This window comes from Herbiconiux moechotypicola, from assembly GCF_024979255.1.
GTDB lineage: Bacteria > Actinomycetota > Actinomycetes > Actinomycetales > Microbacteriaceae > Herbiconiux > Herbiconiux moechotypicola.
Genome location: NZ_JANLCN010000017.1, coordinates 12,559 through 32,596 on the forward strand (window position 1 = coordinate 12,559; position 20,038 = coordinate 32,596).

The following is a 20,038-nucleotide window of genomic DNA, read 5'->3' on the forward strand; positions in this document are numbered from 1 at the left end:
CGTCCTTCTTTCTGTGAGGCTCTCTGTTTTCTGGGGGGCTCTCTGTGGAGTGGTGTTCCGGCGTGGTCATCCCGTGACCCGGCCCAGCACACCGAGGAACATCGGAACCACGGTGAGCACGAAGAACGCGGGCAGCACGCACGCGCCCAGCGGGAGCATGAGCCACACGGCCAGCGAAGCCGCGTCGGCGCGGCCTCGCGCGACGCCGGCGCGCCGCTGTCGTGCCGCTTCGCCGCGGAGCAGTTCGGCCGGCGCGGCACCGGACCGACGGGCGAGCTCCACGACCCCCTGCACGCGCTCCACCCCGAACGACCCGCCGAGGCCGAGCCGTCGCCACTGCCGCTCGACGCGGTCGACCGCCGTCTCGAGCGGGCCTCCCCCACGCACGGCCACGGCCACGAGATCGAGCGCGAGCCCGGTCGTCATGCGATCGCCCGAGCCCGCGGCCTTCGCCAGGAGTGCAGCAGACCACGCCCGGCCCGCGAGCATCAGCCCCAGGCCCAGAACCAGACAGATCCAGCCACCGGCCGTGGCGATCAGGATGTGGACGGTGTCGAGGCCGATCAGGGTTCCGCCCAGCACCGAGATCAGGGGCAGGACGGTCACCAGCCGTGCCGTGGCACGGGGACCCGCCAACGCGACGGCCCGGTCTCTCTCAGCTGAGGCCGCGTCGGCGAAGGCCGCGGAGGCGTCTCGGAGGCACACCGCCAGCGGAGCACCCGATTCCTCCGCCACCGCCCACGTCACCCCGAGCATCCGCCACGCACGACGCACGGGCAGCCCCTGCCGCCCCTCCTCTGCGACGGCACAGAGAGCCTCCGGCACGGCCATCCCCGAAGCGAGAGCCTCCGCGATCGTGTGGATCGCGGCGCCATTCCCCGCCACACCCGAACCCGATCCCGCACCCGACCGCTCCCGCTGCCGAGAACGCGTCACCGACCCCTTCTCGGGCTGCGCCCACTCCACCGCGGCCAGGTGCCCCCAGGCCGCTCGCGGAGAGACACCGGCCGCCAACAGCGCGGCCACCCGATCGGCCACCGCCGAGACCTCGTCGAGAGCGGTCGGCACCGATGCGCCGTTCACGGTGAGACCTCCCGCACGACGAGCCGGTCTCGATGATCGAGCTCGAACCGACCGAATCCCTCCAGCACCCGCTGTGGACCGCGTCTGCCGAGGTGGCACAGCAGCCCGATGGCACTGACCGCCTGTCGCGCAACAGCCACCGCGTCGAGGCCCGCGAGCGCCCCGAGCGCCTCCAGCCGGGCCGGCACATCGCCCAGGGCGTTGGCGTGCAGCGTGCCCGCACCCCCGTCGTGGCCCGTGTTCAGGGCGGCGAAGAGTTCGCGCACCTCGGCGCCCCGGCACTCACCGAGCACGAGCCTGTCCGGCCTCATGCGCAGCGCCTGACGCACCAGTTCGGGGAGGCCCACGGCCCCCGCCCCTTCGAGGTTCGGCTGCCGCGCCTGCAGCGCCACCACGTGGGGATGCGTCACGCGCAACTCGGTCACGTCTTCGATCACCACGATGCGCTCCCCGTGGTCGGCCGCGCTGAGACACGCGCTCAGGAAGGTGGTCTTTCCGCTGCCCGCAGCACCCGAGACGAGCAGGTTCGTGCGCTCCCCCACCGCGAGCCGCACCCGCTCGTACGCGGCGCTCGAACCGAAGAACCCCGACTCCGCGAGCTCGTCGAGACCGAGCTCCCTCGCCCCGGGCACCCGCACCGACACCAGGGTGCCTCCGACCGCGACCGGCGGCAGAACGACGTGCACGCGCCGCCCCGCGACGGTCACGTCGACGCACGGCGCCGATTCGTCGAGGTGGCGGCCGCCGCGGGCCACGAGCCGCACGGCGAACTCCCGGAGCTGCGATTCCGTGGGGCACGTCCACTCGAGCACCCTCCGGGCACCGCGGCCGTGGTCGACCCAGAGTTCGCGATGCCCGTTGACGAACAGGTCGGTGACCGAGGGGTCGGCCAGGTGGCGTGCCAGCGGCCCGAACGCGGCCAGGTCGGCGAGCTGCAGCCGTTCGCCGGCCCCGGGCAACGGTTCGTCGCCGGTGCCGCTCACTCGGTCTGAAGAGATGGTGGACATGCGCCCACGCTAGGAAGACGACCACCCCCAGGTCTGCGTCTGCACCCACTCGGTGGAGAACGCGTGCACCATTCCGCCCTGTGGAGGAGAAGTGCTGTGGAGGAGAAGTGGCAGAACGCCCGTGCCGATGAAGGCGACCCCGGGTCGAAGAAACCGACTTAAAGAAGAAGGGGCGGCACCCAATGGGGGGAAAGGGTGCCGCCGCAGCAACGCTGGATTGGGGGGAATCGCTAGTGCGTTGCATCCGAACACGAGGTTCGGTGAGATCGAGTTTACCCGCTCGAAACAATTGCGCAATTCGGCCCAGCGAATTCCCAGCGATCCGGGCCCGCAATCCGATGCAACCGCGCGGCCGAACGGGTGCAGTATCGTCATATCCGCCGCACACCACGGGGCACAGCACGGGTTCGCAAAGGAGCGACAGCGAAGATGACAGCCACCACCCCTCACATCGACAACCTGCTGCACGAGAGCCGCCGCTTTCCGCCGAGCGACGCCTTCGCCGAGAGCGCCGTCGCGACGAGCGACCTCTACGAGCGGGCGGCCGCCGACCGCGAGGGATTCTGGGCCGCTCAGGCGAACGCCCTCCATTGGCACACGCCCTTCACCCGGGTGCTCGACTGGTCGAACCCGCCCTTCGCCCGCTGGTTCGACGACGGCGAGCTCAACGTCGCCTACAACTGCCTCGACCGTCACGTCGAAGCGGGTCTCGGCGACCGCATCGCCGTCCACTGGGAGGGCGAGCCGGGCGACAGCCGCAGCATCAGCTACGCCGAGCTCACGGCCGAGGTCAAGAAGGCCGCGAACCTCCTGACCGCCCTCGGTGTCGGGCAGGGTGATCGCGTGGCGATCTACCTCCCCCTGATCCCCGAGGCGATCATCTCGATGCTCGCCGTCGCCCGCATCGGCGCCATCCACTCGGTCGTCTTCGGCGGCTTCAGCGCCGAGAGCCTGCGGGCGCGCATCGACGACGCGGATGCGAAGCTCGTCATCACCGCCGACGGCGGCTACCGCAAGGGCCGGGCCTTCCCTCTCAAGCCGACCGTCGACGCCGCGCTCGCCCCGGATGCGGACGGTGCCACGACGAACGTCGAGCATGTGCTCGTGGTCGAGCGCACGAAGGGCGAGGTGCAGTGGCACGAGGGCCGCGACCTCTGGTGGCACGACGAGATCGCCGTGGCCTCCGCCGAGCACGTCGCGAAGCCGTTCCCCGCCGAGAACCCGCTGTTCATCCTCTACACCTCGGGCACCACCGGCAAGCCGAAGGGCATCCTGCACACCAGCGGCGGCTACCTCACCCAGGCGGCCTTCACCCACAAGAACGTCTTCGACCTCCACCCCGAATCCGACGTCTACTGGTCCACCGCCGACGTCGGCTGGATCACCGGCCACTCCTACGTGGTCTACGGCCCCCTCGCCAACGGCGCCACCGAGGTCATCTACGAGGGCACCCCCGACACACCCCACCCCGGGCGGTGGTGGGAGATCGTGCAGAAGTACAGGGTGAGCATCCTCTACGCCGCCCCCACGGCCATCCGCACCTTCATGAAGCTCGGCCGTCAGATTCCGCAGCAGTTCGACCTGTCGAGCCTGCGCCTGCTCGGCTCGGTGGGCGAACCCATCAACCCCGAGGCCTGGGTCTGGTACCGCGAGGTCATCGGTGGCGGCCTCACCCCCGTGGTCGACACCTGGTGGCAGACCGAGACGGGCGCCATCATGATCTCCGCGCTCCCCGGCGTCACCACGCTGAAACCGGGCAGCGCCCAGGTGCCGGTGCCGGGCATCGAGCTCGACGTGGTCGACGAGCGCTTCCGTTCGACACCGGCCGACGAGGGCGGCCTGCTCGTGATCACCCAGCCCTGGCCCAGCATGCTGCGCGGCATCTGGGGCGACCCCGAGCGCTTCAAGGAGACCTACTGGTCGACCTTCGGCCCCACCACCTACTTCGCCGGCGACGGTGCGCGGCGCGACAAGGACGGCGACATCTGGCTGCTCGGCCGCGTCGACGACGTGATGAACGTGTCGGGCCACCGTCTCAGCACGGCCGAGATCGAGTCGAGCCTGGTGTCGCATCCGATGGTCGCCGAGGCCGCCGTCGTCGGCGCGAGCGACGAGACCACGGGTCAGGCGGTCGTGGCGTTCGTCATCACGAAGGCCAGCCACGCGGATGCCGCGGCGGCCGAGGATGCGGCGGCCACGCTGCGGGCCCACGTCGCGCAGCAGATCGGCGCGATCGCGCGGCCTCGGCAGGTGTTCATCGTGAACGAGCTGCCGAAGACCCGCTCGGGCAAGATCATGCGGCGCCTCCTCCGCGACGTCGCCGAGGGCCGCGAGATCGGCGACACCACCACCCTCGCCGACACCCACGTGATGAGCATCATCGCCACGACGGTGCGCTGACGCCCTCCCCGCCGTCGAGTGGGCTCAATCGGTCGCATCCAGCACGCGGAGCCGACTGATCGAGCCCACTCGACGGTCAGAGGATGCGCACGGCGCTACGCGAATTCGGCGATGAGCTCGACCTCGACGGGAGAGTCGAGGGGCAGCACGGCGACGCCGACGGCGGAGCGCGCGTGCACGCCTGCGTCGCCGAACACGTCGGCGAGGAACTCGGAGGCCCCGTTGATGACACCGGGCTGGCCGGTGAACGACGGGTCGCTCGCGACGAAGCCCGTCACCTTGACGATGCGCACCACCCGGTCGAGCGAGCCGAGCACGCTCTCCACGGCCGCGAGCGCGTTGAGGGCGCTGGTGGCGGCGTAGCGCTTGGCGTCGGCCGGCGAGACGAGTCCCTCTCCCTCACCGACCTTGCCGATGGCGGGCAGCGCGCCGCCCACGAAGGGGAGCTGACCTGCGGTGTAGACCAGCCGGCCCGACACCACGGCCGGGATGTAGGCGCCCGCGGGCGCGGCGACGGTGGGCAGTTCGAGCCCGAGCTCGGCCAGTCGGGCGGTGACCTGGGACATGATCAGGCCCCCGTTCCGGCGACGGGGCGCTTGAGGTAGGCCACCAGACCGCCCTCCGGCCCGGTGACGATCTGAACCAGCTCCCAGCCCTCCGAGCCCCAGGTGTTGAGGATGGCGGCGGTGTTGTGGATCATGAGGGGCGTCGTCACGTACTCCCAGGCAGGTACAGCGGGCACGGGCGCCCCTTTCTCGGGTTTTCACAGAGTCATCGCTTACCATCGATCTTATGTCTGCCCCGAAAGCCACTGCTACGGGTGTGGTCGGAGCCGTCCTGGGCATCGTCGGTATGAGCGCAATCGCGGGCATCCTGGTGACCGCGATGGTGACGCCCGCGCTCGCCGTCACAGGTATCGCCGCGAACAATTCGATCGGCATGTTCGAGAACCTCCCGAGCTACATCAAGCCCGACGCGCTCGCCGAGAAGACGAACATCTACGCCACCCAGAGCGATGGCACGCCCATCCTGCTCGCCTCCGTCTTCGAGCAGAACCGCGAGGAGGTGGGGTGGGACCAGATCTCGCAGTTCGTGAAGGATGCGGTGGTCGCCACCGAAGACCCGCGCTTCTACACGCACGGCGGCGTCGACATCGCGTCGACCCTGCGCGCGGCGGCGGGCAACGCCCTGGAGACCTCCGCGAGCGGTGCGTCGACCATCTCGATGCAGTACGTGCGCAACATCCAGGTGCAGAAGGCCGAGGCCATTCAAGACGAGGCGCAGCGCCAGGCCGCCTACGAGGAGGCCACGAAGACCACCCTCGACCGCAAGCTCAAGGAGATGAAGCTCGCGATCGGGCTCGAGAAGGAGTACTCGAAAGACGACATCCTCCTCGGCTACCTCAACATCGCCCCGTTCGGCGGGCGCGTCTACGGCATCCAGTCGGCCGCTCAGTACTACTACGGCGTCAACGCCTCCGACCTCACGCTCGCCCAGGCCGCGAGCCTCGTGGCCATCGTGAACGCCCCCAACGACCTGCGCATCGACGTGCCGGCCGAGGAGGGCACGAACATCGCCGACAACCAGGCCCGGCGCGACAAAGACGTGCTGCCCGCCATGCTCAAAGAGCACAAGATCACGCAGCAGCAGTACGACGAGGCCATCGCCACGCCGGTCACGCCGAACATCGTGCAGCCGTCCACCGGCTGCCAGACGGCCAACGCCATCGCCGCGGGCTTCTTCTGCGACTACGTGACGCACATCGTGAAGAACGACCCCACGTTCGGTGCCGACGAGGACACCCGCTGGACCAACTTCAAGACCGGCGGCTACCAGATCTACACCACGCTCGACGTCGACCTGCAGAACGCGGCGATGTCGGCGATGAACACCTACGTGCCGAAGACCTACGACTTCGACCTCGGCTCCTCGCTCGTGACGGTGCAGCCGGGCACCGGCCGCGTGCTCGCGATGGTGCAGAACAAGGACTTCAGCGACGACCCCGAGGTCACCGCCACCAACCTCGGCGCGAGTGCCGTGAACTACAGCACCGACTTCGAGTACGGCGGCTCAACGGGCTTCCAGGTGGGTTCGACCTACAAGATCTTCACGCTCGCCGAATGGCTGAAGACCGGCCACTCGCTGAACGACATCATCAACGGCAACGCCGGCACGCTGAACCTCTCGCAGTTCAAGGACAGCTGCACCGGTGGCAACGGCGGCACGTACTCGGTGAAGAACGACGGCGGCTCGAACCCGGGCAACGTCACCGTGCGCACCGCCACCGCGAACTCGGTGAACCTCGCCTTCCTCCGCATGGCGCAGAAGCTCGACCAGTGCGAGATCCGCAAGACGGCGGAGGCGTTCGGCGTGCACCGCGCCGACGGCAACCCGCTGGGCGAGAACCCGGCCGACGTGCTGGGCACCAACGAGATCGCACCGCTCACCATGGCGGCGGCGTTCGCGGCGGTGGCCAACGACGGCATTTACTGCACCCCGGTCGCGATCGACAAGATCCTCGATTCCTCGGGCAACGAGCTGCCGGTTCCGTCGAGCACGTGCACCGAGGCGGTGGCACCGAATGTGGCCGCCACCATGATCGTGGCGCTCGGAGACGTCATCAACAGCGGCACGGCCACGCTCTCCAACCCTCGCGATGGCATCCCGCATTTCGGTAAGACCGGAACCACCGACTCCGAGAAGGACACCTGGTTCGTGGGCGCCTCCACCGAGCTCGCCACGGCGGTCTGGGTGGGCAACGTCGTCGGTACCGTCTCGATCCGCAACACCTCGATCGCGGGCAACAGCGGCGGAAACCTGCGCCACTACATCTGGAAGCAGTACATGACGGATGCGGATGGAAAGTACGGCGGCACCGACTTCCCCGCACCCGACAGCACCTTGCTCAACGGTGTGCGCGTGCAGATCCCGAACATCGAGGGCATGAGCCTCGACGCAGCCCGCGCCGCTCTCACCGCGGCCGGCTTCGACTTCGACGACGGCGGCACGATCGACTCCACCGCCGCGGCGGGCACGGTCGACTCCAGCTCGCCGAGCGGCACGGCCACCCGCGGCTCGACGATCACGGTCTACACCTCGAACGGCGAGCTCCGCACGGTGCCGAACCTCGTGGGCCTCTCACCAGATGCGGCGCGCAAGGCCATCGCGGCTGCGGGCATCGATTCGGGTCAGGTCACCTTCTCCGGCCCGACCGACGGCAACGCCAAGGTCACCGGCTCGAGTCCGAGCGCCGGCGAGCCGATCCGCTACGGTCCCGATCGCCTCAGGGTCACTACGAAGGCCGGCTGACCGTGACGCCCGTGGCACGGGCCGCCGTGGGCGCACTCGGTGCGCTCGCGGCGGCCGGAGCCGGCGCGTTCGCCTACGGAACCTTCGTCGAACGCAAGCGCTACACTCTTCGCACCGCGAGCATCCCGGTGCTGCCTCCTGGCGCCTCCGACATCAGGGTGCTCCACCTCTCCGACCTGCACATGGCGCCCTGGCAGCGCGACAAGCAGGCGTGGATCCGGAACCTCGCTCGACTCGACCCGCACCTCGTGGTCGACACCGGCGACAACCTGGGTCATCACGACGGGCTCGAGGGTGTGCGTGCGGCGCTCGATGTCTTCAGTGGCGTTCCCGGCCTCTACGTGAACGGCTCCAACGACTACTTCGGTCCCAGCTTCAAGAACCCGCTGCGGTACTTCCTCGGCCCGTCGAAGCACAACAAGAAGGTTCAGCGGCTCGACACCGAGGCGCTCGAGAGCTACTTCGACGGACTGGGCTGGACGAACCTCAACAACACCGCCACGACTCTCGAGGTGCAGGGCACCATCATCGACGCGTTCGGGGTCGACGACCCCCATCGCGGCTTCGACCGACTCGACCGCATCCCCGCGGCCCTCGACGAGCTGCGCGAGGAGGACGAGCGGGGCCCCCGGCTCACGATCGGTGTCGCCCACGCGCCCTACCAGTACGTGCTCAACTCCTTCCTCACCCACGGCGCCGAGGTCGTGTTCGCGGGCCACACCCACGGCGGTCAGGTGTGTGTGCCCGGCTACGGCGCCATCGTCACGAACTGCGACATCCCGCGCAAGCAGGTCAAGGGCCTGAGCCTGTGGCGCCACGGATTCCGGTCCGCGTTCCTCAACGTCTCGGCCGGGCTCGGCACGTCGATCTACTCCCCGTTCCGGTTCGCGTGCCCTCCCGAGGCCACTCTCCTCACGTTGACGGCCGCCCGCTGACGCACGCGGTCTCGAACGCTCCGTTTATCAGCTATCCTTGTTGAGGCCTCGGCCGCGAAGGCGGTCATCCATTTTCGGGGTGTGGCGCAGCTTGGTAGCGCGCCTCGTTCGGGACGAGGAGGTCGTGGGTTCGAATCCCGCCACCCCGACAGCAGAAGCCGGGCGGAGACCCTCCGCCCGGCTTCCGTCGTCTGATACCCTCCATCAGGGTCTTCCCAGCCGACGCGCCGTGGTCATGCAACCTTCCGCAACCTCGTGGTCTTACGCTGTGGCCAACAGGCAGTAGCATCGCGGTATGACAAGGAGGTCATCGTGGAGCTCATCGGAGTTGCAGCACTCATCGGTACGGGTTGGTTCGTGAGCGCCACGGTGTTCGCCGTGGTCATCGGGAGGTCGATCAAGATCCGCGACCGCGTGCGCTGAGCCGCGGAGCCGCGGAGCCGCGGAGCCCGAGCCTGCGCTGAACCGCAGAGCGGGCTACGGGCGGCCGAGCACGCCGCCCGACTCCTCGAGGTAGCACGATCCGCACAGTGACTCGTAGGTCACGTGCTCGCCGTCGATCGCCACCTGGTCGCCGTCGAAGACGTACCTGTCGCCGATGCGCCGGGCGTTGAAGATGGCCTTGCGGCCGCATCGGCAGATGGTCTTCAGCTCTTCGAGGCTGTGGGCGATCTCGAGCAGGCGGATGCTCCCCGGAAAGCCCTCCGTCTGGAAGTCGCTGCGGATGCCGTAGGCGAGCACCGGCACGTCATCGAGGATCGCGATGCGCAAGGCGTCGTCGACCTGGCTCGCGTTCAGGAACTGCGCCTCGTCGATCAGCAGGCAATGCACGTCTTCGCCCGTCCGGGCGCGCACGGCGGCCCTCCGCTCGGCGAACTCCTCACGCACCGAGGTGGTGGGCGCGATGAGGAAGTCGGCCTCCCGCGTCACCCCGAGGCGCGACACGATGCGCAGCTCGCCCTTCGTGTCGATCGCGGGCTTCGCGATGAGCACGCGCTGGCCGCGCTCTTCGTAGTTGTAGGCGGCCTGGAGCATCGCGGTGCTCTTGCCGCTGTTCATCGCTCCGAACCGGAAGTACAGTTTCGCCACCCGATCACCCTAGAACAGCAGGGGCTGCGCGTCGGCCACGGGCCCGAAACTCGGCGGCGAGCCGCCGCTCCCGGGAGTGAGCGGCCCGAGCCCCTGGTCGACCGCTTCGGGCAGCACGTGCCCGGTGACCCCCACGGGGCGGCCTCGGTGCAGGCGGTGCTTTCTGATGAGGGGCCGGATGCGCTCGGCCAGCCAGTCGGTGTACTCCTTGGGCGCGTAGGTGCGGGCCCCGTAGAGCTTGCTGTACGCGGGCAGAAGCTCCGGATGCTCGCGGCCGAGCCAGGCGAAGAACCACTGCTTCACCCCCGGCTTGAGGTGGAGCGCCGAGTACACGACACTCGAGGCACCGGCGTCGGCGATGCGGCCGAGCGCATGGTCGAGCTGGTCGACACCGTCGGTGAGCAACGGCAGCACCGGCATGAGGAACACCTGGCAGTCGAGCCCCTTCTCGCGCACCGCGCGCACGGTGGCCAGCCGCGCGGCCGTCGAGGGAGTGCCCGGCTCGATCGACTGCTGCAGCTCGTCGTCGTAGACGGCGATCGACAGGGCCAGGCTCACCGGCACCGTCTGGGCCGCGGCGGCGACGAGGTCGAGGTCACGGCGGAGGAGCGAACCCTTCGTGAGCACCGAGAACGGCGTACCCGACTCGGCCAGCGCGCCGAGCACGGACGGCATGAGCGCATAACGCCCCTCCGCCCGCTGATACGGGTCGGTGTTGGTGCCGAGCGCCACGGGCGGACGCTGCCATGACGGCCGGGCGAGCTCTCGGCGAAGCACCTCCCCCACGTTCACCTTCACCACGATCTGCTGATCGAAGTCGCGCCCCGCGTCGAGCTCGAGGTACTCGTGCGTGGGCCGGGCGAAGCAGTAGACGCAGGCGTGCGTGCACCCTCGATAGGGGTTGACCGTGTAGGCACCCGCCATCATGCGGCTCGCCGCCGACACGTGGTTGAGCGCACTCTTCGCGAGCACCTCGTGGAAGGTGATGCCGGCGAACTCCGGGGTCTGCACGCTCCGCACGAGGTTGCTCAAGCGCGCCAGCCCGGGCAGGGCCGTCGCCGATTCTGCCTCGAGTGCCTGTGCCGTCCATCGCATGCCGACATTCGAACACAGTTTCGAATGTCGGTCAAGCCCGCGCGCGCCCCGCCTCAGCGCTCGTAGAGCTCCAGCGGCAGCCCGTCGGGGTCGGCGAAGAACATCATGGCCCTGCCGGTGTGCGGATCGGTGCGCAGCTCTTCGCAGGCGACGCCCTTGGCCACGAGTTCCTCCCGCGCATCCGCCACCGAGTCGACCTCGAAGGCGAGATGCCGAAGGCCGGTCGCCTCGGGTCGAGTAGGGCGGGCGGGCGGCGACGGGAACGAGAACAGCTCGATGAGGTACTCGCCGTTCAGGGCCAGGTCGCCCATCCACGAGTCACGCTCAGCCCGGTACACCTCGGCGAGGAGCGTGCATCCCAGCACGTCGAGATAGAAGGCCTTCGACCGTTCGTAGTCGGTGGCGATGACGGCGATGTGGTGCACGCGATTCAGCTTCACGGTGCGACCCTACCCGAGCCCCACCAGAATGAATTTAGCGGGATGAGAGGACCCGATACTCTCATCCCGCAAGGAAACACCTGCGAGCCCGTCGTGTTGAAGCCGTTACCCTTACGGCCACGACGGAGCGCGCGTTCGGCGTCCCCGTTGGCCTTACATTACACTCCCACAGCACTCCCAGAAACGGGATTGCACGAACACGCCGGGCGTGCAATGCACTCGCCTCGAAAGTTCTTCTGCCCGTAACAATCGGAGGCCCCGACCCGGATATGGTCACTGTCATGAATGAGATCGTGCTCCATCACCAGACAGAGACCATCGCCATTCTCATCGGTGAGAACGACGACCCGGAGACCGTGCGTCCCCTGGCCACCGTCTACCGCCTGAAAGACGGGTGGCACATGAAGCTCACCCACCGTCACGACCGCTTCGCCTGGTCGGGGCCGTTCGCCGCCCCCGAGGAGGCGATCCACCGCTACACCCCGGCCGACGTCACCGGCCCCCTGCAGCGCATCGCGGTCTGAACACCCTTACGGTCGCAGGTACCACCCGCGCCACCGGAACACGCACGCGACGGCGAGCCAGAACCCGAGCATCAGGATGCTCAGGCCCAGCTGAGGATCGCCGGTAACCGCCACGATCTCGGCGAGTCTCACCGCCGCCGTGCCACCGCCCTCCAGAGGGCGCGTGAGCACGCTCATGAGCGCGTGCGACCCGAAGTAGACCAGCAGCGAGTTGCGCCCCAGCGCCTCCAGCGGCCAGACCAGCGCCCGCAGCGGCGCCGACAGCCGCGGGCGGTCGACGATCACGTGCGCAACGCCGAGCGCGACGACGGTGCCGGCCGCCACCCAGAGCGCGAACGGCGGGGTCCAGAGCCTCTTCATCACGAGAGGGTGCACCGACCACACCGCTTCAGGGGCCGTCACCAGCACCCATCCGAGTAGGGCCATCGCGCACGCCGCTCCGAGCAACGACGGAAGATCGGCGACGGGCCCCGCCACCCGGCCTCCCCGCGCATCCCGACGCTCCCGCAGCCACAGCATCAGGTGCCCCGCGGTCGCCCCGGCCGACGCACTCACCAACGCCCCGAGCAGTGCCACCAGCCCCACCGGATCATGCCCGAACGCGCCCTGGTGGTACACGTGGGCGACCCCGAACACGAACGGATCGATCGCCCCGGAGGGATTGCACTCCGGGGAGAGCACACCGCCTGCGCAGCCGGTCGCCCACACACCCTGGAGCGTCGCATCCGCCGCCCCGAGCACGACCGTCACGATCGCCCAGCCCCACCATCGGCGGGTCACCAGGTGCAGCAGGGCGAGCACGGCCACGACCCCGGCATAGAGCTGCAGCACGCCGGTCAGCCACCAGTCGCCCAGGCTCCACGAGTTCATCGCGATCGCGTTGTACAGCAGCCCAGCCAGCACGAGCACCAGCACCCGGCGCGTCATCGGCCACGCCGGCACCCGGCGATGCATCGCGAACGCCAGCCCGCATCCGGTGAGCGTGACGAACACGGGGAACACCAGGTCGAGCGGGTGCACACCCTCCCACACCGTGTGCCCGAACCATTCCTTCTGAACGAGGAGCGTGTCGCTGACCACACTCGCCACGAGCATCACCCCGCGCACCACGTCGAGACTCCGGATGCGTGTGGCGGCAACAACGAAGGACACCGGGCGAGGATACCTCATCTCTGCCGTCGGTTCGTGTCTGCTCCTCCCATTTCTCCCGCGGCGCGCCGACGAGTAGCGTGGTCGCATGGGACGACGGCGCAGCTTCGACGAGACGGCGCTGCTCGACCGAGCCCAGGAGCAGTTCTGGACCAACGGCTACGGCGACACCCGCCTCGAAGACATCGCGGCCGCATCCGGAGTCGGCAACGGCAGCATCTACGCCGCCTACGGCAGCAAGCTCGGACTGTTCCTGGCCGTGTTCGGCCGCTACTGCGATCACCGCATCGAGCTCGTCGAGCACGCCGCTCACGAGGCCGAGGGGTCGTTCGAGGAGGCCGTGGCCCACTTCCTCGACGTGATCGTGGCCGACTGCACCTCCTACGACGACCTGCGCGGGTGCCTCATGCTCAACAGCCTGACCGAGCTGGGAGCGAAGCACCCCGAGGTGGTGGCGATCGGCGCCCGCGCCAACGACCGGATGGAGCACAGCATCGGCACCCGGGTGCAGAGCGCCGTCGCCGACGGCGAGCTCGATCTCGAGCCGGCCGAGGTGCAGGTGCTGAGCGCGCACATCCTGCTGGTCTCGCAGGGACTGGTGAACCTCAGCAGGCTCGGGGTGCCGGCCGAACGGCTGCGCGCACTGGCACACACCTCGAGCCGCATGTCGGCGCTGCTCGGCGCCGCCTGAACGGCAGACCCGCGACCGGCCGAGAGGGGCTGGAGCAGGGATACGACACCGGCACTCCCCCGGGCCGATGATGAGCGTGTCCCGTTCGCAGCGCCCACTGGAGAGACACGATGCCGTACTTCACCACCTCCGACGGAACCGAGATCTACTACATCGACCAGGGCGCGGGTTCGCCGGTCGTGCTCAGCCACGGCTGGCCGCTGTCGTCAGACGCCTGGCAGCGGGAAGTGAAGCTCATCGCCGACGCCGGCTACCGCGCCATCGCGCACGACCGCCGGGGCCACGGCCGATCGTCGAAGACCTATGCCGGCAACGACATGGACACCTACGCCCGCGACCTCGCCGAGCTCATCGAGCACCTCGATCTGCACGACGTCGTGCTCATCGGCCACTCCACCGGCGGCGGCGAGGTGGTGCGCTACGCCGCGCGGCACGGTGCCGGCCGCGTGAAGAAGCTGCTCACCGCGGGAGCGGTACCGCCCGTCATGGTGAGGTCGGAGTCGAACCCCGAGGGCACTCCGATCGAGGCCTTCGACGCCATTCGCGAGGGCGTGCTCGACGACGCGTCGCAGTTCTACCGCGACCTGGCGGCGCCCTTCTTCGGCGCGAACCGTGAGGGCGCGACTGTGTCGCAGGGGGCCGCGGACGACTTCTGGCGCCAGGGCATGCTGGTGAACCTCGCGGCGGCCTACGACTGCGTGAAGGCGTTCTCGGAGACCGACTTCACCGACGATCTCACCTCGCTCGACGTGCCCATCCTGATCGCGCACGGCGACGACGACCAGATCGTGCCGATCGCGGCGGCCGCCGAGAAGACCATCACCCTCGTGAAGAACGGCACCCTCAAGGTGTACCCCGGCGCGCCGCACGGCATCGCCGGCGATTATCAGAAGGCGCTCGACGCCGACATTCTCGCCTATCTGGCCGAGTGACGCCTGGTGGACTGGAACCGCCGCTGGTACTCCGACGGCGTCAGCGTGAACCGCGACCCGAAAGCGCGGCGGAAGGCGATCGGCGACCCGAAGCCCGCCCGCTGAGCGGCCTCGGTCACGCTCGACCCGGAATCGAGGTACGACACGGCGAGGTCGAGGCGCATGGAGGTGACATACTCCCGAGGCGTGGTCTGCAGTTCGTCGCGCATCACCCGTGTGAGGTGCCGCACGCTCACGTTGACCTCGGCGGCGAGCGCCGCTGCGGTGTGCGGCCGCGCTGGGTCGGCGTCGATCACCTCCGTGATGCGTTTCACGAGCGAGGTGCGCAGCGGCCTGCCCCGCAGCGACGCCGAGAACTGCGACTGGTTGCCCGATCGCTTCATGTAGACCAGCAGCAACTGCGCCACCGAGCGGGCGATCTCGGGCCCGTGGTCGTCTTCGACCAAGGCTAGGGCGAGGTCGATGCCCGCCGCGACACCGGCCGACGTCGAGATGCGGCCGTCGATGGTGAAGATCGCTTCGGCCTCGACCGTGATCGACGGATGCGCGGCGGCGAGTTCGTCGGTGAACTTCCAGTGGGTGGTGGCACGGCGGCCGTCGAGCAGGCCCGCCGCGGCGACGCCGAAGGCGCCCGTGCAGATGGCGGCCGTGCGGCGGGAGCGGCCGTCGAGCATCCGGATCGCCTCCACCACGCGGGCGTCGGCGAACACGCTGAGCGGCGCCTCGGTGCCCGGCACGATGAGGGTGTCGAGACGGCCCGCGTCTGCGGCCGAGGCCTGCACGCCGACACGCACCCCCATCGAGCTCGTCACCTCGCGCCCGTCGGGCGAGATCATGACGATCTCGTAGCCACCCGAGCGCTGCCCCGCCTCCAGGAAGACCTCGGCCGGCCCCACGAAGTCGAGCATCTTCACGCCGTCGAAGAGCAGCACACCGATGCGTGGGCGCTCTTCGTGACTCCGGTTGCGCATCCCGATGGCCCCCTCATTCTGGATTGATCACTCCATTAAAGCATCCGGATGGGCGGAAGCGGTGCACGGGCTCGGTTAGGCTGAGGGGGTTCCAGCGAATCTCATGGGGAGGATCGCGCAGCGACAGATCGTGGGGATGACCTTGTCGGCCGAGCACACCGAGTCCAACGCACCGTCACGCCGGGCGGTGCTCACCGCCGCGTGGACGGTGCCCGTCGTCGCACTCGCGGCGGCCGCACCCCACGCCGCCGCCAGTGGAGACACCCGACCCTACGTGGCCCAGACCGAGCTGTGGTGGGAGCGCGACAACAACCGCGGCCACTTCGAAGCGCGCGTGAGCGACCCTCCCGGGCCCGAGATCTTCGCCGAGTACATCACCTTCGACGACGACTCGATCTCGGTGAGCAACCTCTTCTACGAGATCGACCAGGAGTTCTTCTTCTTCGACTTCGGCAGCAGCGCCGCCGACCCGCCGTACGAGTTCATCATGTACATCACGCTCCCCGGCTACCAGCCGTTCCAGGTGGAGGTCGTCGCCATCTGGTGAGGGTGAAAGGCCGGGTGAAAACGGATGCTCGCGGCCAGAGCGCCGCCGCGTGCCCACCAGGCTGATCATGAGAGTTCTCTCACCCGGGGGTGACCCGCCTCCGGTTCCCGTCATCGCCGATCCTCTGTGCACACGCCGAGGTCGCGACACGCACAGGAGGAGCGCGTCCATGGACGAACTGAACCAGACCCCGGTCTCTCCGGTCACCGATTCCCCGGTCACCGCCGAGAAGCACACCCTCACCCGCCGCCAGGTGGCCGTCGGCGCCGCTTGGGCCGCGCCGGTGATCGCCCTCGCGGTCGCCACCCCGCTGGCCGCCGCCTCGACCGGTCCGGTGTCGGAGCCGGCCGCCGCGATCAGCGGCGCGCTCAACGCGTCGTTCGCCGGCGGCGTGCGCACCGTCAACTACAGCGCGGGTGCCGTCACTTACGACCCCGACGGCAGCGGACTCACCACCGGCAACATCACGGTGGCGCTCTCGCTGTTCGGCGACAGCCCGAACTTCCCCCTCACCGTCGACAACGCCTCCTGGACGAGCCTCGGCTGGACCCGACTCTCCGACCGCAACGGCACCGCGCGCTTCCAGCACGCCGCCATCTCGAGCGGCACCATCCCCACCGGCACCGCTTCGTGGTCTGGCGCCGACTCGGACTACGTGAGCGTGGCCGTGAACCTCGCGGTCGCCCAGGCCGGCATCGGCGCCGTGGGCCTCACCTACACCTTCGACCCCGACGAGGGCTGATCCAGCTGCTCACCCGAGCATCCGTTCATCGCCCGCCGTTCCCGCGCAGCATCCCCATTCAGCGCGTGGAGCGGCGGGCGATGTCGTCGTGGGTGTAGGAGCCCTTGGGGTTGCGGCCCAGGCGGTCGCGTAGCGCGGCGACGATCACGCTACGGAGGTGCGCGGCCCGTCCGGCGCGGATCGTGCGGCCCTTCATCGTGTACGCGTCGAGCAGCGCCAACCGCGGTGCCCACACAGGGCGCACTCGGCGATTCACGATGCCGGCCGCCGCCGTGAGATGCAGGAAGGCCTGCGTGGTGCCGATGGCGCTCGCGAGGTCGACTCCCGGTGAGATCGACGGGAGCGACACGCTCGACCCGTCGGGCGCATCCGTCGTCATCGCGATGAGGCCCCGCAGATCGCTGTACGGCGGTATATAAGGAAGGAACCGGGTGAAGTCGACCTTCGCCCGGGCGATCTCGTCGAGGGGCGCCGTCTCCGACAGGCCCATGAACCGCTCGAAGGTGTGGTGGCTGCGCGGATGGAACGCCGTCACCTGAGCGGCGAAGCCCACGTTCACCACGAGCACGTCGGGGATGCCGAGCCGGCGCGCGGTGCGGGCGATGGTGGTGCCGATCTCGGGATGCGTCGTCTCCGACTCGTCGAACACGAGCGTGGCCCCGGCCAGGAACTCGTCGACGTTGTCGACGGTCACGCCGTCGCGGTAGACGTGCACCACCGCGCGCGGGTTGATCTCGCGCACCTGCTCGCGGAACACGTCGGCCTTCGACCGGCCGTAGGTCGCCGTGGTGGCGCCGGGGACGCGGTTGGCGTTCTGCGGCTCGAAGTCTTCGGGATCGGCGATGCTGAAGCTCGACACGCCCATGCGCGCGAGCTTCGTGCCGACCTGGAAACCCACTCCCCCGACCCCGGCGATGGCGACTCGCGAGGAGATCAGCGCCTGCTGCTCGGCTTCGCTCCAGAAGCCGTAGTTGCGCGAGAACTCCGGGGAGTCGACGGACTTCATCCGCCCTCGGTGACGCTCTCGGGCTCAGCGGTCTCGAGCTCGGTGTCGGCTGCCGCCTCGGCGTCGGACGCCGCCGCCTCGCGCTGCTGGCGGGGGATGCGACCGAAGTACTCCAGCTCTCCGTCGGCGGCAGCGAGCTGGCCGAGGATGGTGGCGTTGCGCTCGGTGATGCGCGCCGCCGAGCCGGCGAGGTCGAACTCGACCGGCAGGTTGTAGTCGAGGTAGTGCTCGATGTAGCGGGGCTCTCCGATGCGGTCGATGGCGAGCACGCCGGCGAGGTGCCGCTCGAGCCACGGCTCGATGATGGCGAAGGTGCGCCCCACATCGTGCGACGAGAAGTACGACGACATGAGGGCGAACAGGTGCCATTGCACGAGCTCCTGCATCGCCACCCGCTCGTGCCGGGAGATCATGCGCGACACCTCGACGCTGCCCGGGGCCAGCGGATGCTCGGCGAAGAGCTCGGGACAGAAGTCTTCCACCGGGAGGGGGCGGTCTTCGCCGTCGGCTCCCTTGATGATGGTGCGGGCGACCCCCACGATGCGCACACCCTCCGGCGCGTTCTCGAGCACGGCAAACGTGACCGAGCGGGAATCGTCGTCATCACGGTCGAGGCCGTCGTCGGACAGGTCGGCGGGGTCGAGCTGGCCGGTCTGCTCCACGTAGACACGACGACGGAACTCGAAGTGCTCGCGGTAGACGGCCTCGAAGCCAGGACGGGCTACGCCGTTGACGCCGATGATGCCCGTGGCGAGGCGTGCTTCGGGTTCGGATGCGAACGCGGGTGACTCGGAGACGACGGGGATGACCGCAGCATTGGAGACGGTGCGATCAATCCTCGACACCGCACGGCTTTCTCGTGGCCGGAGTTCTCGTTTTCAGGCCCTTGCGCGCGACATTCCGGAGCACTCGCGATCCTCCGTTTTCAAGGGTAGATGGGGCCTCCGGCGCGTCCTCCTGACGAGCCCTGCCGTTGACCCGAGCATAGAAGCGCGGCTAGTCGTTTGCAACTTGGGACGCCTTGTCCCAAGATAGTGTCGAGAGGGGCATGTATGTCTGAGACCAACTGGGCGAAGTCGCCGACGCCACGTGTGCGCGTGCCCAAAGACGAGGAGCGTTCTGCCCTTCTGAACGCGGCCCTCGAGCATGTCGCGGCCGACGGCCTGACGGCCGGCTTCAGCCACCTCGAACTCGACGAGCTGGTGCGCGAGGCAGGTGTCTCCCGCAACGCCGTGAACCGCATCTGGGAGTCGAAGGACGACTTCTACAACGAGCTCCTCGGCGAGGTCGCGAACCAGGTCTCCCCCGGTCGCGCCGACGAGGAATCACTCATAGCCACGTGGGAATATCTCGGCTTCCGCGCCGACGAACTGCGCACCCCGGAGGGCCGTCGCCGCATCCTCGTCGACGTCATCGGCCTGGCCGCCGAGCAGAACTTCGAGTCGGTCACCTCGTCGGTGCAGTGGCGCACCTACGTGGCCCTGTCGTCGACCGCGAACTCCTACCCCGACGCCCGCCTGCGGGAGCGCATCATCGGCGCTCTGCGCGCCAGCGAGCTCGCCTTCCTCGACCAGATGGAGGTGTTCTACCGCAACATCGTGCCCGCGGTGGGGTACCGCCTCCGCCCCGACCTCAACGACGACTACCGCCCGCTCGTCGTGGCCGCCGCCGCCATCATCGAGGGCCTCGGCATCGCCCGCACCACCATCCCCGACCTGGTGGAGGCGCGCTACGACGTCGACAACGAGGGCCGCCCAGCCGAGGTGTCGCTGGCGGGCCTGTCGTACCACGCCATCATCACCGCGTTCATCGTGCCCGATCCGGCCTACGACGCCGAGGCGGCCATCGCCCGGCTCTCGGGCGGCATCGACGAGATGCCCGTGGTTCAGCCGCGCAGCCGCGACCTCGACGGACTCGCCGACGACTGACTGGCAGCTCTCTTGAACGCCTGAGCGGCGGATGACCCCCTGACGGGGACTGTGCGACGACTGTGGTCTCCTGCCATCCTGGCTGCGTCGCTCGACGCCTGGGGGGAGCAGTCGAGCGATGCGGTCGCCACCCACGATCGCCCGGGCTCCCTCCGCCCTGTGCCGCGTCTCCGCGGCCATCCGCAGAGGA

The 20,038-nt window shown here is 69.0% G+C and carries 20 protein-coding genes and 1 tRNA gene; 10 read left to right on the forward strand and 11 right to left on the reverse strand.

Going from position 1 to position 20,038, the window contains the following annotated elements:
* Nucleotides 1-66 precede the first annotated feature (66 nt).
* Together N1031_RS19625 and N1031_RS19630 are read right to left on the reverse strand one after the other, a co-directional pair.
* Nucleotides 67-1,083 carry a hypothetical protein gene (locus N1031_RS19625; protein ID WP_259481631.1) on the reverse strand — a complete coding sequence of 339 codons (1,017 nt, stop codon included), beginning with the start codon at nucleotides 1,081-1,083 and terminating at the stop codon, nucleotides 67-69.
* Nucleotides 1,080-2,090 (reverse strand): TadA family conjugal transfer-associated ATPase, encoded by a 1,011-nt coding sequence (locus N1031_RS19630; protein WP_259481632.1) that lies wholly within the window; start codon nucleotides 2,088-2,090, stop codon nucleotides 1,080-1,082. Before N1031_RS19630 ends, N1031_RS19625 begins: the two co-directional genes overlap by 4 nt.
* Before the next feature lie 429 nt (nucleotides 2,091-2,519).
* On the opposite strand from N1031_RS19630, the gene acs reads away from it, so the two are divergent.
* Complete coding sequence (gene acs, locus N1031_RS19635) at nucleotides 2,520-4,490, forward strand: acetate--CoA ligase (RefSeq protein WP_259481633.1); 1,971 nt, start codon at nucleotides 2,520-2,522, stop codon at nucleotides 4,488-4,490.
* A gap of 95 nt (nucleotides 4,491-4,585) precedes the next feature.
* Here acs and N1031_RS19640 read toward each other — a convergent pair whose 3' ends face one another.
* Together N1031_RS19640 and sp36 are read right to left on the reverse strand one after the other, a co-directional pair.
* Nucleotides 4,586-5,056 (reverse strand): RidA family protein, encoded by a 471-nt coding sequence (locus N1031_RS19640; protein WP_259481634.1) that lies wholly within the window; start codon nucleotides 5,054-5,056, stop codon nucleotides 4,586-4,588.
* Nucleotides 5,057-5,058: 2 nt separating this feature from the next.
* Nucleotides 5,059-5,232 carry a Sp36 family protein gene (sp36, locus tag N1031_RS19645; RefSeq protein ID WP_259481635.1) on the reverse strand — a complete coding sequence of 58 codons (174 nt, stop codon included), beginning with the start codon at nucleotides 5,230-5,232 and terminating at the stop codon, nucleotides 5,059-5,061.
* 110 nt (nucleotides 5,233-5,342) lie between these two features.
* On the opposite strand from sp36, the gene N1031_RS19650 reads away from it, so the two are divergent.
* From N1031_RS19650 to N1031_RS19660, 3 genes are all read left to right on the forward strand, one after another.
* Nucleotides 5,343-7,799: a transglycosylase domain-containing protein gene (locus tag N1031_RS19650; protein WP_259481636.1), complete on the forward strand. Its 2,457-nt coding sequence runs from the start codon at nucleotides 5,343-5,345 to the stop codon at nucleotides 7,797-7,799.
* A gap of 11 nt (nucleotides 7,800-7,810) precedes the next feature.
* Nucleotides 7,811-8,734 carry a metallophosphoesterase gene (locus N1031_RS19655; protein ID WP_259481637.1) on the forward strand — a complete coding sequence of 308 codons (924 nt, stop codon included), beginning with the start codon at nucleotides 7,811-7,813 and terminating at the stop codon, nucleotides 8,732-8,734.
* Between the two features lie 75 nt (nucleotides 8,735-8,809).
* Nucleotides 8,810-8,883 (forward strand) — tRNA-Pro (locus tag N1031_RS19660).
* 328 nt (nucleotides 8,884-9,211) lie between these two features.
* Here N1031_RS19660 and N1031_RS19665 read toward each other — a convergent pair.
* The 3 genes from N1031_RS19665 to N1031_RS19675 are packed head-to-tail and all read right to left on the reverse strand — an operon-like array spanning nucleotide 9,212 to nucleotide 11,358.
* Nucleotides 9,212-9,823, reverse strand: a complete 612-nt coding sequence (locus N1031_RS19665; protein ID WP_259481638.1) for a thymidine kinase — start codon at nucleotides 9,821-9,823, stop codon at nucleotides 9,212-9,214.
* A gap of 9 nt (nucleotides 9,824-9,832) precedes the next feature.
* A complete protein-coding gene (locus tag N1031_RS19670; protein ID WP_259481639.1) occupies nucleotides 9,833-10,918 on the reverse strand; it encodes an Rv2578c family radical SAM protein in 1,086 nt (361 codons plus the stop codon).
* A 53-nt stretch (nucleotides 10,919-10,971) separates the two neighbouring features.
* On the reverse strand, nucleotides 10,972-11,358 hold the full coding sequence (locus N1031_RS19675) for a VOC family protein (RefSeq protein ID WP_259481640.1): 387 nt from the start codon (nucleotides 11,356-11,358) through the stop codon (nucleotides 10,972-10,974).
* Between the two features lie 281 nt (nucleotides 11,359-11,639).
* Here N1031_RS19675 and N1031_RS19680 point away from each other — a divergent pair, with 281 nt between their 5' ends.
* Nucleotides 11,640-11,882 carry a hypothetical protein gene (locus tag N1031_RS19680; RefSeq protein WP_259481641.1) on the forward strand — a complete coding sequence of 81 codons (243 nt, stop codon included), beginning with the start codon at nucleotides 11,640-11,642 and terminating at the stop codon, nucleotides 11,880-11,882.
* Between the two features lie 6 nt (nucleotides 11,883-11,888).
* Here the strand turns inward: N1031_RS19680 and N1031_RS19685 are convergent, their stop codons facing one another.
* A complete protein-coding gene (locus N1031_RS19685) occupies nucleotides 11,889-13,034 on the reverse strand; it encodes a heparan-alpha-glucosaminide N-acetyltransferase domain-containing protein (RefSeq protein WP_259481642.1) in 1,146 nt (381 codons plus the stop codon).
* 85 nt (nucleotides 13,035-13,119) lie between these two features.
* Here N1031_RS19685 and N1031_RS19690 point away from each other — a divergent pair, with 85 nt between their 5' ends.
* Both N1031_RS19690 and N1031_RS19695 read left to right on the forward strand, forming a co-directional pair.
* A complete protein-coding gene (locus N1031_RS19690) occupies nucleotides 13,120-13,722 on the forward strand; it encodes a TetR/AcrR family transcriptional regulator (RefSeq protein WP_259481643.1) in 603 nt (200 codons plus the stop codon).
* Between the two features lie 110 nt (nucleotides 13,723-13,832).
* Entirely contained in the window at nucleotides 13,833-14,654 is an 822-nt protein-coding gene (locus N1031_RS19695; protein WP_259481644.1) for an alpha/beta fold hydrolase, read from the forward strand.
* Here the strand turns inward: N1031_RS19695 and N1031_RS19700 are convergent.
* Nucleotides 14,639-15,625 (reverse strand): GlxA family transcriptional regulator, encoded by a 987-nt coding sequence (locus tag N1031_RS19700; protein WP_259481645.1) that lies wholly within the window; start codon nucleotides 15,623-15,625, stop codon nucleotides 14,639-14,641. The two genes, N1031_RS19695 and N1031_RS19700, sit on opposite strands and share 16 nt — an antisense overlap.
* Nucleotides 15,626-15,761: 136 nt before the next feature.
* Between N1031_RS19700 and N1031_RS19705 the strand changes: the two genes are divergently transcribed.
* Both N1031_RS19705 and N1031_RS19710 read left to right on the forward strand, forming a co-directional pair.
* Nucleotides 15,762-16,172, forward strand: coding sequence for a hypothetical protein (locus tag N1031_RS19705; RefSeq protein WP_259481646.1), 411 nt, complete (start codon nucleotides 15,762-15,764; stop codon nucleotides 16,170-16,172).
* A 169-nt stretch (nucleotides 16,173-16,341) separates the two neighbouring features.
* Nucleotides 16,342-16,914, forward strand: a complete 573-nt coding sequence (locus N1031_RS19710; protein WP_259481647.1) for a hypothetical protein — start codon at nucleotides 16,342-16,344, stop codon at nucleotides 16,912-16,914.
* Nucleotides 16,915-16,972: 58 nt separating this feature from the next.
* Here the strand turns inward: N1031_RS19710 and N1031_RS19715 are convergent, their stop codons facing one another.
* Together N1031_RS19715 and N1031_RS19720 are read right to left on the reverse strand one after the other, a co-directional pair.
* A complete protein-coding gene (locus N1031_RS19715) occupies nucleotides 16,973-17,920 on the reverse strand; it encodes a ThiF family adenylyltransferase (protein ID WP_259481648.1) in 948 nt (315 codons plus the stop codon).
* Nucleotides 17,917-18,765 carry a hypothetical protein gene (locus tag N1031_RS19720; RefSeq protein WP_259481649.1) on the reverse strand — a complete coding sequence of 283 codons (849 nt, stop codon included), beginning with the start codon at nucleotides 18,763-18,765 and terminating at the stop codon, nucleotides 17,917-17,919. Before N1031_RS19720 ends, N1031_RS19715 begins: the two co-directional genes overlap by 4 nt.
* 207 nt (nucleotides 18,766-18,972) lie before the next feature.
* On the opposite strand from N1031_RS19720, the gene N1031_RS19725 reads away from it, so the two are divergent.
* Nucleotides 18,973-19,848 carry a TetR/AcrR family transcriptional regulator gene (locus N1031_RS19725; protein WP_259481650.1) on the forward strand — a complete coding sequence of 292 codons (876 nt, stop codon included), beginning with the start codon at nucleotides 18,973-18,975 and terminating at the stop codon, nucleotides 19,846-19,848.
* Nucleotides 19,849-20,038: the final 190 nt, after the last annotated feature.